The organism is Vreelandella venusta (genome assembly GCF_015689495.1).
In the GTDB taxonomy this organism is placed as follows: Bacteria; Pseudomonadota; Gammaproteobacteria; order Pseudomonadales; family Halomonadaceae; genus Vreelandella; species Vreelandella venusta.
The window spans coordinates 2497431-2513548 of the sequence record NZ_CP065135.1 but is presented as its reverse complement, the minus strand read 5'-3'; the positions used below and the strand labels follow the sequence as shown (position 1 = coordinate 2513548).

The 16118-nt window shown below is 52.8% G+C and carries 13 protein-coding genes; 12 read left to right on the top strand and 1 reads right to left on the bottom strand.

The window, feature by feature from the left end; genetic code table 11:
- Positions 1–14: 14 nt before the first annotated feature.
- From lepB to acpS, 6 genes are all read left to right on the top strand, one after another.
- Complete coding sequence (gene lepB, locus IR195_RS12135) at positions 15–818, top strand: signal peptidase I (RefSeq protein ID WP_125748890.1); 804 nt, start codon at positions 15–17, stop codon at positions 816–818.
- A gap of 61 nt (positions 819–879) precedes the next feature.
- Positions 880–1572, top strand: coding sequence for a ribonuclease III (gene rnc, locus IR195_RS12130; RefSeq protein WP_009722084.1), 693 nt, complete (start codon positions 880–882; stop codon positions 1570–1572).
- A complete protein-coding gene (era, locus tag IR195_RS12125; protein WP_125748887.1) occupies positions 1569–2468 on the top strand; it encodes a GTPase Era in 900 nt (299 codons plus the stop codon). Before rnc ends, era begins: the two co-directional genes overlap by 4 nt.
- 8 nt (positions 2469–2476) lie before the next feature.
- A complete protein-coding gene (gene recO, locus IR195_RS12120; protein ID WP_206047677.1) occupies positions 2477–3169 on the top strand; it encodes a DNA repair protein RecO in 693 nt (230 codons plus the stop codon).
- 35 nt (positions 3170–3204) lie between these two features.
- Positions 3205–4023: a pyridoxine 5'-phosphate synthase gene (pdxJ, locus tag IR195_RS12115; RefSeq protein WP_206047676.1), complete on the top strand. Its 819-nt coding sequence runs from the start codon at positions 3205–3207 to the stop codon at positions 4021–4023.
- A 1-nt stretch (position 4024) separates the two neighbouring features.
- Positions 4025–4402 carry a holo-ACP synthase gene (acpS, locus tag IR195_RS12110; RefSeq protein WP_206049788.1) on the top strand — a complete coding sequence of 126 codons (378 nt, stop codon included), beginning with the start codon at positions 4025–4027 and terminating at the stop codon, positions 4400–4402.
- 31 nt (positions 4403–4433) lie between these two features.
- Here acpS and IR195_RS12105 read toward each other — a convergent pair whose 3' ends face one another.
- The gene (locus tag IR195_RS12105; protein WP_206047675.1) at positions 4434–7151 is read right to left on the bottom strand and encodes an ATP-binding protein; all 2718 of its coding nucleotides are present in this window, start codon (positions 7149–7151) and stop codon (positions 4434–4436) included.
- 91 nt (positions 7152–7242) lie between these two features.
- Here IR195_RS12105 and cysM point away from each other — a divergent pair, with 91 nt between their 5' ends.
- From cysM to IR195_RS12075, 6 genes are all read left to right on the top strand, one after another.
- A complete protein-coding gene (gene cysM, locus IR195_RS12100) occupies positions 7243–8139 on the top strand; it encodes a cysteine synthase CysM (RefSeq protein WP_125748874.1) in 897 nt (298 codons plus the stop codon).
- Positions 8140–9606 (top strand): 23S rRNA (uracil(1939)-C(5))-methyltransferase RlmD, encoded by a 1467-nt coding sequence (gene rlmD, locus IR195_RS12095; protein WP_206047674.1) that lies wholly within the window; start codon positions 8140–8142, stop codon positions 9604–9606.
- 70 nt (positions 9607–9676) lie between these two features.
- The gene (gene relA, locus IR195_RS12090) at positions 9677–11953 is read left to right on the top strand and encodes a GTP diphosphokinase (protein ID WP_125748868.1); all 2277 of its coding nucleotides are present in this window, start codon (positions 9677–9679) and stop codon (positions 11951–11953) included.
- Positions 11953–12792 carry a nucleoside triphosphate pyrophosphohydrolase gene (gene mazG, locus IR195_RS12085; protein WP_146944865.1) on the top strand — a complete coding sequence of 280 codons (840 nt, stop codon included), beginning with the start codon at positions 11953–11955 and terminating at the stop codon, positions 12790–12792. Before relA ends, mazG begins: the two co-directional genes overlap by 1 nt.
- 61 nt (positions 12793–12853) lie before the next feature.
- Positions 12854–15502 (top strand): phosphoenolpyruvate carboxylase, encoded by a 2649-nt coding sequence (gene ppc / locus IR195_RS12080; protein ID WP_206047673.1) that lies wholly within the window; start codon positions 12854–12856, stop codon positions 15500–15502.
- Between the two features lie 65 nt (positions 15503–15567).
- Positions 15568–16113, top strand: coding sequence for a DUF924 family protein (locus tag IR195_RS12075; protein ID WP_206047672.1), 546 nt, complete (start codon positions 15568–15570; stop codon positions 16111–16113).
- Positions 16114–16118: the final 5 nt, after the last annotated feature.

Sequence of the window (16118 nt, the reverse complement as noted above, 5' to 3'; positions counted from 1 at the left end):
GATACTTACCCCACATGGATTTTTCATTATTACTGGTGATCGCCGTTGCACTTTCTGGAGCCGTATATTTGCTGGATGTGCTGTGGCTAAGACCTAAGCGACGTGAGCGATTAGCCACTGCTGAAGCAGCTACCACGCAAGGCCTGGATGAAACTACCCGCGAGACATTGCTAAAAGAGCCATGGCCGGTTGACTACTCCCGCTCATTTTTCCCGGTTCTGCTGGTAGTGCTGGTTGTACGTAGTTTTATCATTGAGCCGTTTCAAATTCCATCTGGATCAATGAAGCCAACGCTTGAAGTGGGTGACTTTATCTTGGTGAATAAGTTTGCCTACGGTCTGCGATTACCGGTACTTCACAACCGTTTTTTAGAAGTTGATGACCCCGAGCGCGGGGACGTGATGGTGTTCCGCTTCCCAGAAGAGCCTTCGGTTAACTTTATTAAGCGTGTGGTAGGTTTGCCGGGTGACCGTATTCGCTATGAGGGAAAGCAGCTGTATATTAACGGCGAGCCAGTTGTTAAAGCATTGATTGAAGAAGGCCCCGAGCTTTCGCCACAGCAGCTATTATTGGAAGAGCAATTAGGTAGCGTTAGCCACTATATATATAATAATCCCCGTGATCCTGGGCCCCAGATGCGAGAGGTGGTTGTTCCCGATGGACACTATTTCACGATGGGTGATAACCGTGACCACTCCAACGATAGCCGTTATTGGGGCTTTGTTCCTGAAGAGAATATAGTGGGAAGAGCGTTTGCCGTTTGGATGCATTGGGACGGTGGCTTGCCTAGCTTTACCAGCGTGCGGCGTATTGAATGAAAAATAGTTTAGAAATTGTTAATGCGATCATATTAGTTAACGTCAACGACGTAGGAGCACTGTGAGTAATTCCTTAACCGCTTTTTGCCGACGAATCGGCCATACCTTCGGTGACCCGACGCTGATGGAACTGGCCATGACCCATCGTAGCTACGGTGGTCGTAACAATGAGCGCCTGGAATTTCTGGGTGACTCTATCGTCAATTTTGTAATCGCTGAGGCGCTTTTTCAACGTTTCCCTCAGGCTCGAGAAGGGCAGTTATCGCGCCTTAGGGCGCGTTTGGTAAAAGGCCAAACATTGGCTGAGTTGGCTCGAGAAATGGAGTTCGGCGAATGTTTGCGGCTTGGCTCAGGAGAGATGAAGAGTGGCGGGCATCGCCGCGAATCCATTTTGGCTGACGCGGTAGAAGCAGTGATTGGCGCTATTTATTTAGATGCAGGCATGGATGTCGTTCGTCAACGTGTACTGGCATGGTACGCTGAGCGGCTTGAAAATATTTCGCTACAAGATACCCAGAAAGATCCCAAAACACGTTTGCAAGAATTTTTGCAGTCGCGTCAGGCAGCGTTGCCACGCTATGAAGTAGTCTCTGTAAAGGGGGAAGCGCATGCCCAGACCTTTACCGTGGAGTGCTACATTGATCTGCTAACCGAGCATACCACTGGTAAAGGGCCCAGCCGCCGCCATGCTGAGCAGCAGGCAGCTGAAGAAGCGCTTTTCCACCTTGAAAAAACACCTGGAGACAAGTCATGAGTCAAACCTGCGGCTTCGTGGCCATCGTTGGACGGCCCAACGTAGGCAAATCAACCCTCATGAACCGGATTCTAGGGCAAAAGATCTCGATTACTTCGCGTCGCCCTCAAACCACGCGGCACCAGGTAATGGGCATTAAGACGGTCGACGAGACGCAGTTCATCTATGTTGATACGCCCGGCATGCACATCATGTCAAAAGACCGTAATAAAGCGATCAACCGCTTTATGAATCAAGCGGCAACACAGGCGCTACGAGACGTTGACTGTGTGGTGTTTATTATTGACCGCACCCGTTGGACGGATGAAGACCAAGCTGTGCTAAAGCGGCTTGAGCACGTGAAAGCACCGGTGATTTTAGCAGTCAACAAGGTAGATCGCTTAAACGATAAAGGTGACTTGCTACCCTGGTTAGCTGAAGTGGGTGCACGCCGGGAATTTGCTGCGGTTGTGCCAATTTCTGCCAAGCATGGCACCCAGGTTGATACCCTCGAGCAGGAAGTTGCCAAATACTTGCCCGAGAGCGTTCACTTTTTCCCGGAAGATCAAATCACCGACAAGAGCTTGCGCTTCATGGCGGCTGAGCTGGTGCGTGAAAAAGTCATGCGTCAGCTGGGTGATGAGCTGCCGTATCAAATGACCGTGGAAATCGAAGAGTTCCGTGAAACCGAGCGTGTGACCCATATCAGTGCCCTAATTCTTGTCGAGCGTCAGGGGCAAAAGGTAATCCTGATTGGTGAGAATGGTGAGCGTATTAAAAGCATTGGTCGTGAGGCACGCCTAGATATGGAGCGAGCCTTGGGTAACAAGGTAATGCTCAATCTATGGGTGAAAGTGAAACGCGGCTGGTCGGATGACGAGCGGGCATTAAAGAGCTTGGGTTACGATCTCGATTGAGTACTTCCATGTCGGCAGAGCCAGCGTTTTTACTGCACCGCAGGCCTTACCGTGAAACCAGTGCGCTGGTGGATTTGTTAACCCTTAACCATGGTCGTATCCGCGCCGTTGCCCATGGTGGGCAGCGGCCAGGCTCTAAGTCGCGTCAACGGTTGCAGCCCTTTACCCCCTTGTTTGTGTCGTGGCGCGGCGAACGTGAACTAAAGCGGTTAGTGCTGATGGAGTCGCGTGGCCAGACGGCATTGCTAGCCGGAGAAGGGTTGCTCTGCGGTTTATATGCCAATGAAATAGCCACGCGCCTACTGCCTTTGGAGCTTGCAGCGCCAGAGGTTTTTGCATTTTATAGCGCGCTATTAGACGCCTTGCCAATACCGGCGGATCGCGCCTTGGCACTGCGACGTTTTGAATGGGCGCTGCTGGAAACGCTAGAAGCAACGCCGCGTTTTTGTACCTACGATGGTGCTGCACTCGATCCCCAAGCGCGCTATCGGTTTCATGCGGCAAGTCGTGCTTTTGTGCCTGCCGAGCAAGGCATAGAAGGCCGGACGCTGCGCTATATTGATCAAGGCGATTGGCAACCCGCTGGGTTAGCAAGTGCTTTAAAAGCGCTGATGCGGGCAGCGCTTGCACCTCATTTGGGCGCGACGGCTTTACGCTCGCGAGAACTAATGCTCGATTTGGCCCGCCGCCGACAGCGCTAGGCGGGTATTTTGATACCACTTATTGGAGACACGTGATGCATCCTCCGCGGATTTTGTTAGGCGTCAACATCGATCACATTGCGACGCTGCGTCAAGCGCGTGGTACTCGTTATCCTGATCCAGTTCAAGCGGCGCTGTTAGCCGAAGAGGCGGGCGCTGACGGCATCACGGTTCACTTGCGTGAAGATCGTCGCCATATTCAGCCAAGGGACGTTCGCCTGTTGGCAGAAGTGCTCAATACACGCATGAATTTAGAGATGGCTGTTACTGAAGAGATGCTAGCGCTGGCTGAGGAAGTACGCCCGGCGCACGTGTGTTTAGTGCCAGAAAAGCGTGAAGAGCTAACCACCGAAGGTGGCTTGGACGTTGTGGGTGGTTTTGATCTTATTGCCTCGGCCTGCCAACGTTTACGCGCAGCCGGTTGCGACGTGTCTTTGTTCATAGACCCTGATAGCGCGCAAATTGATGCTGCCCTTCGTGCAGGGGCGCCAACGATTGAGCTGCATACAGGTGCCTATGCAGAAGCAAAACCTGGCAGTGAGGCTGCTATTGCTGAGTATGAGCGTCTAAGTGCAGCGGCCATTCACGCTGTTTCTGCTGGCTTAGTGGTTAATGCTGGGCATGGCTTGCATTACCATAATGTTGAAGCGATTGCTGCGTTGCCGGGCGTTAATGAGCTCAATATTGGTCATGCCATTATTGCTCGTGCACTTTTTGTCGGGCTGAAAGACGCTATTCAAGAAATGAAACGCTTGATTATCGCTGGCCAGGAAGCTGGCTTAATGGCGGCATTAGATGCTCATGAACATGAGCACGAAGATGGACACACGCATAGCGGTTGCTGTAGCCACTAAGATGATTGTTGGGATTGGGTCAGATATTGCTCGTGTCGAGCGCTTTGCGAAGGCCGTAAAACGTCATGGGCCACGCTTTGCCCAGCGCATTTTAGGCCCTGAAGAGCAGGCTGTATGGCAAGCAAAAGGTCAGCCCACTAGTTATTTGGCAAAGCGTTTTGCAGCGAAAGAAGCGTATGTCAAAGCACTCGGGCTTGGCTTGAGAAGCGGTATGCAATGGAGCGATATTCAAATCCTCAATGATTCGCTGGGCAAGCCAAGCCTGCAGCTAAGTGGTGAGGCGCTTCGTCTATTTCAAGCTAGCGGCGCCTCGGCGACTCATATAACGCTCAGTGATGAAGCGGACTACGCAGTAGCATTTGTGGTACTTGAGCGCTAGTGCTTGACGTTAGTACTTGAGCGCTAACGGGCTAGCGCTGATTTAACGTGCTCCGCTGCTCCCTGAGGCGCTTGATAGCGGTGTACAGCTTATCAAGTAAATTTTCAGCCTGTTCCAAGCCCCCAGTGCGTAGACGTGTCTCCAGGGTTTCTACTGTTAACGCGAGCTCAGGTGCTCCGCAATAGCGGCTGGCACCATTGAGCGCATGAACATGGTCGAGCAACACCGTTAGGTTGTTTTCTTCGACAGCGCTGCGAATTTGCTGTTCGCATTCACTCAGGCTATCAATCAGGCGCTTTAGCTGCTGTTTGGCGAACTCGGGATTGCCGCCTGCAAGGCGCGTGCCGAGCTCAAGATCAATGACGGATAACGAGGTGGGGGTATACCCAATAGCCGGGGTATATCCAAGATCAGGGGCTTTTGGGGACGCCTGTAGAAGCGGGCTGGTTGGCAGTGTAATACCCAAGAAGCGTTGAAACTGCTGATGCAGCTGAGTTTCATTGATCGGTTTTACCAAGACGTCATCTAAACCCTCCGCGAGCCACTGCTGACGTTCATCGCTAAGCACATGTGCGGTTACGGCAATAATTGGGCAGCGCGCCCAGCTATTATTAATGCGCCGTAACGCCTGGGTGGTTTGAACACCGTCCATATCAGGCATACGAATATCCATTAGCACCATGTCTGCTTCGTTCTGACGCGCGTAATCCAACGCTTCCTGGCCGCTGGCCGCTAATACAATGTTGATGTGCTCATTTTCGAGCATGGCTTTTAATAGTTCACGGTTGGGCGCATTATCGTCAACGATCAGCACCGTGAATGTTGACGACGGAAGTGCTTTAATCGTTTGTGCGTTGGCGGAAATAGTGGCTGTAACCGGTTCCAATAGTTGTTTGAACGTGGCAACCAATTGAGTTCTAGTAAATGGTTTGCACAGTATCTCCCCCCCATTAGGGAGCTCCCAGTGAGGCAGTTCAAAGCTAGTGGCACTTGCAAGAATGAGCGTTGGGCAGGGCGCTTGAGCAATAACCGACTGCCAATACGTCTTTCGTTCACCGCTGAAGTCATCATTATCTAGGCTCAGCAGGAGCAGTTGTTCATCGCCAGATTCAATGAAAGAGACGGCAGTTGCGCCCCAACGCTCGATTAAATGTTCCAACACATTGCGAGTGGGTAGGTGGGGCTCATGTAAACGAATAATTGAGCCGTCGAGTGAGAGTTCCGGCGGCCGTTCCTTGCTCATGTCGGCAAGTAGCGGCAACGTAAATGAGAAGGTTGCACCTTCTCCCGGCTCGCTATCAATTGTAATCTCGCCCCCCATGCGTTGAACTAATTGTCTGCAAATCGTCAGCCCTAAACCACTACCGCCAAATTGCCTGGAGTGACTAGGATCTGCCTGGGAAAAGGCACTAAATAGCTGCTTTTGTTGTTGTTCGCTCAAGCCAATGCCTGTGTCACTAACGCTAATACGCAACACAACATGCTGACCCTCCTGACTGTCCAGCATGACACGAATGATAACTTCTCCCTTCTGGGTAAACTTCAGAGCATTGCTGGTTAAATTATTGAGGACTTGATGGATGCGTAGCGGGTCGCCACACAGCGCTGACGGTACGTCTTCATAAACCATCGCTACTAAATGCAGTCGTTTGCGTTGAGCTTCAGGCGCATGGAGTCCGACAACTTCATCCATTAGCGACACCAAGTCGATATCGACTTCTTCTAACGTCAGCCGGTCGGCTTCTAGTTTCGAGAAATCCAACACATCATTGACTAGCATCAACAGGTTATCGCAAGCACGGTGGACATGCTCCAGCCATTCTTTCTGCCGAGCGTCGAGAGATGAGCGGCCTAATAAGCGGCAAAAACCGATGATGCCATTTAAAGGGGTGCGGATCTCGTGGCTCATATTGGCGAGAAATTCGGACTTCACTGCATTCGCGCGTAGCGCGCTTCGATGAGCAAGATCAAGTTTGATATTTTGCTCTTCAATCGTCTCCATGGACTCTTGTAATTCGCTGGTCGCTTGCTCGATTTGGCTTTGCATATCATGCTGAGCTTGCCGAAAATGTTCCGCTAACCCATTGATATGTTCTGCCAGTTGGAGAAACTCGCTAGGGCGAGCAGCCGTCATATAAGGCCGGTAGTCCCCCCGGGATAGGCGGTAAAGCGCTTGGTTCGCTTCTTCAATTGGACGCGTAGCGTAGCGGCTGATCGCAAATGCGACCAAAAAAAGCAGCAGCCCCAATAGCATGCCGCCTAAGCTAAGACTGGCAATGAGCTTATAGCGCTCTAATTTGAGCGTGCGTATGTCCATTTCGGCTTCAAGCCAGCCAGTATTAGCAAGACCAAATGGTTGGCTGTAAGACGTGGTTAAAGGTACCTGTAAACGCCAAATAGCTTCATCTTTGGTGAGTGACGTGGCATTGGGAATATTTAGGCGAGGTGGGGGAGGTATCGAATGCCCCAGTACCAATAAGCGGCTCCCTTGCTCGTCAAAAAGCGTCACCGCGCGTAACCCTTTGTGCTCCAGAAGCTGTCTGGCAATGGCTTCCAAACGAGGCAAGTCGCCATCTAACATAGCGTTACCCAGGCTTGGTGCCAGTAATTCACCAGCGCTAACTAAGCGCTCTTCTAGCATGTCACGGCCGGTGGTCTCGCTTTGCACCACCAGCAATATTGCCATGACGGCATAGACAAGAAGCGGAAGCCCGAGTAACGCAAAGAGTAAGCGCGTGTTTAAAGACATGAGAGAAGCTCGTTGATTCAATAAGGTTGCCTGTCAAGCTAACGGCAGCACCGATATAATGCAGCATAATGGTGATGATAAGGAATGTACGATGAATTATCCGACACTCGAAGATGTGGTTGGTAATACGCCACTGGTTCGTTTAAAGCGCATAACGGCGGGGCGTAATAACACGCTTCTAGCCAAGCTAGAAGGCAATAATCCTGCTGGTTCGGTGAAAGATCGCCCGGCACTCTCTATGTTAAGTGAAGCTGAAGCACGGGGCGATATTGTTCCAGGCGATACGCTGGTGGAAGCAACCTCGGGTAATACGGGTATTGCGTTGGCTATGGCCGCGGCTATCAAAGGTTACAAAATGACGCTAATCATGCCTGAAAACGCTTCTGAAGAGCGTAAGCAGGCCATGGCGGCTTACGGTGCCACATTAGTGTCAGCGAGCAAAGAAGGCGGGATGGAAGAGGCGCGAGATATTGCCGATGCGATGATTGCAAGAGGCGAAGGTAAACCGCTAAACCAATTTGCCAATCCAGATAACCCGCTTGCGCACTATCGCACAACGGGGCCTGAAGTGTGGCAGCAAACCGGCGGTGAAGTGACGCATTTTGTCAGCTCGATGGGGACAACAGGCACCATTATGGGAGTGTCTCGTTATCTTAAGGAACAAAACCCAGCGATCCAAATTGTCGGTTTACAACCGGCGGATGGTGCGAGCATACCGGGGATTCGTCGTTGGCCAAAAGAGTACCTGCCGTCGATTTTTGAATCACCGAGGGTCGATACGACCCTGGATATTGGGCAGCAAGAAGCAGAAGCCCATATGCGCCGCCTGGCTCGTGAAGAAGGTATTTTTGCAGGGGTGTCGTCAGGTGGCAGTTTGGCTGGCGCATTGCGTATCGCAGAACAAACTGAGAATGCAGTCATTGTCTTCATCGTTTGTGACCGAGGTGATCGCTACCTTTCCACAGGCTTATTTGCCCCGGAGTTATAGATGGCCATGTTGGGTAAGCGGCGGCCATCTCGCCCCGCCTCGGGACACTCAGGGCTAGTTCGCCAACCAAGCCGTAAAACTGAGTCAAAGGATGCTACCTCGACAACGTTGGTGGTTGAGCGTTTAGCTCATGATGGCCGTGGTGTTGCGCATAATGTCGAGGGAAAAACAGTCTTTATTGACCAAGCGCTTCCCGGTGAGCATGTCGATATAGCGATACACGTCACGCGTAAGCGGTATGACGAAGCACATATAAAAAACCGGCTCAGCTCTTCAGAGCAGCGGGTTGAGCCTCCCTGTGCTTACTTTGGCCAGTGTGGCGGCTGTGATTTACAGCACCTTAATCTGACTGCACAACGCCAGCATAAGCACGACGTTGTCACTGAGCTAATGGCCCGTCAGGGCCTAACGCTAGGCCCTATTGCTGCATTGGATGGTAGCAGCGAGCACTATCGGCGTCGCGCGCGTCTGGGGGTAAGGGTAGACGGTCAGGGTAATGTACTGCTGGGGTTTCGAGCACCCAACAGCCACCGCTTAGTGGATATTGAGCAGTGCCATGTGTTGGTGCCAGCGCTGAACAAATTAATTCGTCCATTACGGCAATTACTGGCAACACTAGCCTCGCCACGCCTCGTTGGCCATGTCGAATTACTGGCGACCGATGAGGCAACAGTCGTGCTAGTGCGTCAGTTAAAAGCCCATGATCAAGATAGGGCCCGCTGGCAGCAGTTCGCGGCGCAGCAGCAGGTCTTGCTCGGCACTTGGTTGGGGCGTGAAACGCCTGTATTGCACTGGAATGGTGCGCAGGGTGGGGCCACATCCGTTCTACAGGAAGTGCTTAATCTCGAGGAGCTCGGAATTCAAAGAGCCAACTCACCAACAAGTGAACAGTGTGTGGCGGGTGATAAAGCATCCAGCCGAGTGACGCTGGGTTTCTCACCAGGCGACTTTTTACAGGTAAATGCTGAGGTAAACCAAAAGATGGTAGCCCAGGTGTTAGCATGGCTAAAGCCAGCGCCAGGGCAACAGCTCATAGATCTCTTTGCTGGGATTGGTAATTTCAGTTTGCCGTTGGCCGCTGCCGGAGCCAAGGTGCTTGCTGTAGAAGGCAACCCTGCGATGGTCGAACGAATTACCGCTAACGCTAATGTTAACCTACTGGATGTGCATGCCCAGCAAGCAGACTTAAGCGACGCCAAAAAGGTGCAAACGCTATTGAGCGAGCATCAGCAAATTGATGCGATTGTGCTAGATCCGCCGCGCAGCGGTGCAGAAGCAGTTTGCCAAGTATTAGGTAGTTACAATGTACCTCGGGTGGCCTATATTTCTTGTGACCCGGCAACGCTTGCTCGCGATGCGGCACACCTTGTGCATGCAGGTTATCGCGTCAAGCAAGTAGCAGTGGCCGATATGTTTTTACACACTGCTCACCTGGAAACGCTGATGCTATTTGAATACCAGGGCTAGCCTGCCCACTGCATCAAGCCTCGGTGACGGAAAATGGCTAGCCGTCACCCTGAAAGGATGAATAATTGTCATGGTGAAAGTGCGTGAAGACCAGCCGCTTACCGAAAGCGGAAAGGTGGACATACAGCAGTGGTTAGCGCGCCTTCAAGAGGATGTGCGCCTACGCGACCCCGAACGACTATTGCAAGCATGCGAGCTTGCTGAACAGTTGGAACGAGAGGCGCCGCAAACCCACCGTGTGTGGCTCTCGCCAGGTTCAAGTTTTCGAATGGGGCTAGAGATGGCCGACATCCTGGCCGAACTCAAGCTTGATCAAGCAACCCTTGAGGCTGCCGTACTCTATCGCGCGGTTCGCGAAGGGCTGCTGAGTATAGACGCCGTTACCAAACGGTTTGGTGAAGAAGTCGCTAAGCTGATTGACGGCGTTTTGCAAATGGCAGCCATTAGCTACCCACTAGCGCCCAACCATGGTATGAGCCAGCATAACCAGCAGGAAAACCTGCGCAAAATGCTGGTTAACATGGTCGGGGATGTACGCGTTGCACTGATCAAAATTGCTGAACGCACCTGCGCCTTGCGCCAAGTAAAAGATGCGCCCCGTGAAAAGTGCTTACAAGTCGCGCGTGAAGTGGCTGATATTTATGCGCCGCTGGCTCATCGACTTGGGATAGGTCAAATCAAGTGGGAACTTGAAGACCTATCGTTTCGCTATCTGCATGAAGATGAGTACAAAGCGATTGCTAAGCTATTAGCTGAAAAGCGCTTAGATCGTGATCGCTATATTCATGACGTGGTGGAAACCATCAAGAGCTTGATGGAAGCCCAGCATATTCACCACTACGACGTCGACGGTCGAGCCAAGCACATCTACTCAATCTGGCGCAAAATGAAGCGTAAGCGGATTGATTTTTCCCAGGTACACGACGTGCGCGCAGTGCGCATCTTGGTCCCTGATGTAGCTGACTGCTATACCGTATTAGGAATTGTTCACTCTCGTTGGCACCATGTGCCCAACGAGTTTGATGACTATATTGCCAACCCGAAGAAGAACGGCTACCAATCGTTGCATACTGCGGTCATGGGGCCAGAAAACAAGGTGCTGGAAATCCAGATTCGCACCTTTGCTATGCACGACGAAGCAGAATTAGGTGTATGTGCACACTGGCGGTATAAAGGGCATGATACCAACGCCAAAAGCCGTAGTTATGAAGAAAAGATTGCCTGGTTGCGTCAAGTACTTGAGTGGCAGGATGAAGTGGGGGGCTTTGGCGACCTGCGCGAAGGTCTTTCCAGCGACGTTGCGCCAGACCGCATCTATGTGTTCACCCCCGATGGCCATGTCATCGACCTGCCGCGTATTGCGACCCCCATCGATTTCGCTTATCGCGTGCATACCGAAATTGGTCACCGCTGCCGTGGTGCCAAGATTAATGGTCGGATAGTACCGCTTACCTATAAGTTAAAAACCGGCCAGCAAGTCGAGATTTTAACGGCCACCAAAGGCGGCCCCAGCCGCGACTGGTTAAACCCCAGCTTGGGCTATGTGCGCACTTCACGCGCGCGGGCGAAAATCCAGGCGTGGTTTAAGTACCAAGCACGAGACCAGAACCTAGACGAAGGGCGGGCGTTGTTCGAGCGAGAGATGCGCCGCTTGGATGTTGAAGGGCTTGACCTTGCTAAGCTGGCTGCTGCTGTTAACTACCAAAACGCCGATGATATGTATGCAGCGCTCGGCGCGGGCGACCTGCGTATCGGGCAAGTGCTTCATCAGGCGCAACAGTTATTTGGTGAAACGGACGACCAAGAGCAGTTAGATCGGTTGCTGGCGAAGCCACGCCGTCAGCCAAGCAAAGCGACTCAAAGCGACATCACCGTGCTGGGGGTTGGCAATTTAAAAACCAGCATGGCGAATTGCTGTCGGCCAGTGCCTGGCGAACCAATTGTTGGCTTTATTACCCAAGGTCGCGGGGTCACCGTCCATCGCCAGGATTGCAGCAATATCCTGCAATTGCGCATGGAAGAGCCCCAGCGCATTATCGAAGTAGAGTGGGGCGAACGTGCCCTCACGCGTTACCCCGTCACTATTGAAATTCAAGCCTGGGATCGCTCCGGCTTACTGCGCGATGTGACCGGCCTACTGGGCAACGAGAAGGTCAATGTGTTAGCAGTGAATACACTGACAGACACCGATGAGGGGATTGCGCGACTGCGCATCACGCTGGAAGTTGATGGTCTTGAATCACTAGGCCGTTTGTTTTCCCGTATCCAGCAATTGCCCAACGTGACGGAAGTGCGTCGTCTGCGCAATGCTGACCCAGAGAAAAACGTCCGTAAAGGAGGCGCCTGATGCGGTATAGCGTAGAGGATCTGCTGACATTGATGTCGGTGCTTCGCAACGCGGAACAGGGCTGTCCTTGGGATATTAAGCAAGATTGGGGCAGCATTGTGCCCCATACACTGGAAGAAGCTTACGAAGTGGCTGATGCTATTGAGCGGCGCGCTTTTGATGAATTGCCCGGCGAGTTGGGTGATCTGCTGTTCCAAGTGGTCTATTACGCCCAGTTTGGTGCTGAAGAGCAGCGCTTCGACTTTCACGATATCGTTGATACATTGACTGCAAAGATGTTGCGCCGTCATCCGCATGTATTTCCTGATGGCACGCTAGCATCACGGCGTCCACCTGGGATGAGTGCCGAGGACGTACAAACCCAGCACGTTAATTCGCGCTGGGAAGCGCTTAAGGCCGATGAGCGTGCTGAGCGTTCGCTGCAAAGCACTCCCTCTGTGCTTGACGATGTGCCACGTACGCTGCCAGCGCTCAGTCGTGCCGCGAAACTCTCGAAACGTGCCGCGAGGGTCGGGTTCGATTGGCCGGATGCCAGCGGTGTGCTGGACAAAATCCGTGAAGAGCTCGCTGAAGTTGAAGAAGCCCTTGCCGAGGGTAATCGCCAGCACGCTCAAGAAGAAGTCGGTGACTTACTGTTTGCAGTGACTAATTTAGCTCGCACACTGGGTGCCGACCCTGAGCAATGCTTGCGTACCACAAACAGTAAATTTGAGCGCCGCTTTCGCTACGTAGAGCGTCAGCTTGCTGCTGATGCGCGTCCGTTAACCGACGCCTCGCTGGATGAAATGGAAAGCCACTGGCAAGCCGCTAAAGCACAAGAAAAAACGCTTACCCCTTAAAAACTGATTTTTAATAACTGACTTTTAACAACTAATGCGACCCCGTAAGGAGGCCATGCCAATGAGTCACGACCTACACGAATCGCTACGAGATAACGTACGTATTCTCGGTGATAGCCTGGGCCGTACGATTGCCGATGATTTAGGCCAGTCGTTTGTTGATAAAATTGAAACAATTCGTGCCCATGCCAAGCGGGGACGTCAGGGCGATTCATTGCAGCAACGTGAGCTTATTGAGTATCTACGCCAGTTGCCCGAACGCGACCTGCTACCCGTGACGCGCGCGTTCAATCAGTTTTTGAACCTTGCCAATATTGCTGAGCAGCACTATCGGGCACGCTTTCGCCGCGTGGAAGACTACAAGCCAGGCACCCAGCCAGTGCTGGGTGAGCTGCTAAGCCGTGCACAGCAGGCAGGTAATTCGCCCCGTAAGTTAGTAGAAACCCTGGCCAGTATGCGTGTTGAACTAGTGCTGACTGCCCACCCCACAGAAGTTATTCGCCGCACGTTGATTCAGAAATATGACGCGATCGACGAGTGCCTAACCGCGATTGAAAGCTCTGAGGACTACCCTGAGCGCGGAGCCCGTGCCCAGGGGCGCTTGGAAGAGTTAATCAGTCAGGCGTGGCATACCGATGAGATTCGTCACGAGCGGCCAACCCCTGTTGATGAGGCCAAATGGGGTTTCGCGGTTATCGAAAACTCCTTATGGCAGGCGGTGCCAGACTTCCATCGCGATTTGGATAATTTACTCCTCGATACTGCCGGGGAACGCTTGCCGTTGGATGCCGCGCCCATTCGCTATGCTTCCTGGATGGGCGGTGACCGAGATGGCAATCCCAATGTCACCGCGCGGGTGACGCGAGAGGTACTGTTATTAGGCCGTTGGATGGCCGCCGATCTCTATTTGCGCGATCTTGAGCAGCTGAAAACCGAGCTTTCAATGTGGAAAGCCAACAGCGCTTTGAAGGCAGAGGTAGGAGAAGTTGCTGAGCCTTACCGTGAGCTGCTCAAGCGTCTGCTGAATAAAATGGAAGCCACACGTGACTGGGCCAAAGCAGAGTTGGATGGCCGTAACTATGATGGCGGGCCCATTATTGAAACCCGCGACCAGCTCTACGCGCCGCTGCTGGCATGCTACCGCTCGCTGTGTGATGTCGGGCTGGACACCATTGCTAATGGTGCGCTGCTTGATACCTTGCGCCGCGTGGCGGTGTTCGGCGTCACACTGACCAAACTTGACCTACGCCAAGAGGCCAGTCGCCATGCCCAGGTAATGGAAGAACTCACCAGTGCACTAGGTTTGGGACACTATCAGGACTGGAACGAAGCTCAGCGCCAAGAGTTTCTGCTCGCAGAGCTTGAATCAAGGCGGCCGCTAATTCCACGCCGTTGGGAGTGTTCGGCAGAATCCCGCGAAGTACTCGATACCTTCAAAGTGATTGCTCAAGAGCATGCAGAAGCGTTGGGTACTTATATTATTTCAATGGCTGCCGAGCCTTCGGACGTATTAACCGTTGCGCTATTGATGAAAGAGGTGGGGGGGCAAGTCACACTGCCCATCGCGCCGCTGTTTGAAACCCTCAACGACCTTGACCATGCAGGCGATGTCATCGATCAATTGCTGGCGCTACCGGGTTACCGCGCTCTGGCGAAAGACCGCCAAGAGGTCATGATTGGCTATTCAGACTCGGCTAAAGATGCCGGTCAGCTTGCTGCTGCCTGGGCACAGTACCGTGCCCAAGAGTCGTTAGTCGATGTATGTGACAAGCATGGCGTAGATTTGACGCTGTTCCATGGCCGGGGTGGCACTGTTGGTCGTGGCGGCGGCCCTGCGCATGCGGCGATTCTCTCCCAGCCGCCTGGCTCGGTGAATGGCAGTCTACGGGTGACCGAGCAAGGTGAGATGATTCGCTTTAAGTTTGGTCAGCCAGATATCGCGCTGCGCTCTATGGAAATTTACGCTTGCGCGGTGATGGAAGCGACGCTATTGCCACCGCCAGCACCTGAGCCTCAGTGGCGTGAAGAGATGGACCAGCTGGCGAAAGTGGCTCATGCCGCTTATGTTGGCGTAGTGCGTGAAGACCCAGATTTTGTTCCGTACTTCCGTGCTGTCACGCCGGAAGGGGCGCTGGGCAGGCTGCCGCTCGGTTCGCGACCAACCAAGCGTCGCCAGGATGGTGGCGTGGAAACCTTACGAGCGATTCCGTGGATTTTTGCCTGGACGCAGATTCGCTTGATGCTACCCGCTTGGTTAGGCAGTGGTGAGGCGTTCTCGCGACGCCTAGAGCAGCCAGGTGGCCGTGAAGTGTTGCAAGAAATGCGCAGCCAGTGGCCATTTTTTGGCACCTATCTCGATATGTTAGAGATGCTGTTGGCCAAAGCGGACGTAGCGATTGCGGCCTACTATGAGCATCGCTTAGTCGATGAGCCTTCGCTGAAAGCGCTGGGCAAGAAGCTACGTGAGCGTTTTGAACGGCTTGAAAACGTCGTGCTGGATATTCTTCAGCAAGAGAAGCTGCTTGAAAACACCCCGCTTATTCGCCAAGCAATTGATGTGCGCAACCCTTACATCGACCCGCTGCATGGCTTGCAAGCGGAGCTTCTGCAGCGTAATCGGGACGCCGATGGTGCCATTAGCGCAGACCTCTCACGTGCGCTCATGGTGACCATGGCAGGTATTGCAGCAGGGTTACGCAATACAGGCTAACAAAGAGTGCGCCGCCACTGCGTATGGCGGCGTCGTCATCACCTTACTAGGAATTGGGGCGCGCGATGATACAGGATGCTCAATCAGTACTGTCGTTTTGGTTCAATGAATTGACGCCAGAGCAGTGGTTTAAAAAAGACACATCGATGGATCAGCAGATTACCCAGCGGTTTGGCTCATTGCTGACCAAAGCGGCCGCCTGTGAGTGTTATGAGTGGCGCAGTACCGCCCAGGGTAGGCTGGCTGAAATTATTGTGTTGGACCAGTTTTCTCGCAATATCTACCGTGACCACCCGCAAGCCTTCGCCAGCGACGCGTTAGCCTTAGCGCTTGCACAGGAAGCGGTTGCCTTAGCGGTGGATAACCAACTGGCTCCCGTCGAGCGTAGTTTTTTATACATGCCGTATATGCACAGTGAGTCTGCCGCTATTCATAAGGTAGCAATGCAGCTGTTCGATCAGCCTGGGTTAGAAAATAATCTGGATTTCGAGATTCGCCACAAAGCGATCATTGACCGCTTTGGTCGTTATCCCCACCGCAACGACGTATTGGGTCGGGTATCTACGCCAGACGAAATAGAGTTTCTTAAACAGCCTGGCTCCGGGTTCTAGTTAGA

Coding starts and splice junctions, on each gene's coding strand:
- lepB (WP_125748890.1), top strand. CDS start 15: ATGGATTTTTCATTATTACTGGTGATCGCCGTTGCACTTTCTGGAGCC.
- era (WP_125748887.1), top strand. CDS start 1,569: ATGAGTCAAACCTGCGGCTTCGTGGCCATCGTTGGACGGCCCAACGTA.
- recO (WP_206047677.1), top strand. CDS start 2,477: ATGTCGGCAGAGCCAGCGTTTTTACTGCACCGCAGGCCTTACCGTGAA.
- pdxJ (WP_206047676.1), top strand. CDS start 3,205: ATGCATCCTCCGCGGATTTTGTTAGGCGTCAACATCGATCACATTGCG.
- acpS (WP_206049788.1), top strand. CDS start 4,025: ATGATTGTTGGGATTGGGTCAGATATTGCTCGTGTCGAGCGCTTTGCG.
- IR195_RS12105 (WP_206047675.1), bottom strand. CDS start 7,151: ATGTCTTTAAACACGCGCTTACTCTTTGCGTTACTCGGGCTTCCGCTT.
- cysM (WP_125748874.1), top strand. CDS start 7,243: ATGAATTATCCGACACTCGAAGATGTGGTTGGTAATACGCCACTGGTT.
- rlmD (WP_206047674.1), top strand. CDS start 8,140: ATGGCCATGTTGGGTAAGCGGCGGCCATCTCGCCCCGCCTCGGGACAC.
- relA (WP_125748868.1), top strand. CDS start 9,677: ATGGTGAAAGTGCGTGAAGACCAGCCGCTTACCGAAAGCGGAAAGGTG.
- mazG (WP_146944865.1), top strand. CDS start 11,953: ATGCGGTATAGCGTAGAGGATCTGCTGACATTGATGTCGGTGCTTCGC.
- ppc (WP_206047673.1), top strand. CDS start 12,854: ATGAGTCACGACCTACACGAATCGCTACGAGATAACGTACGTATTCTC.
- IR195_RS12075 (WP_206047672.1), top strand. CDS start 15,568: ATGATACAGGATGCTCAATCAGTACTGTCGTTTTGGTTCAATGAATTG.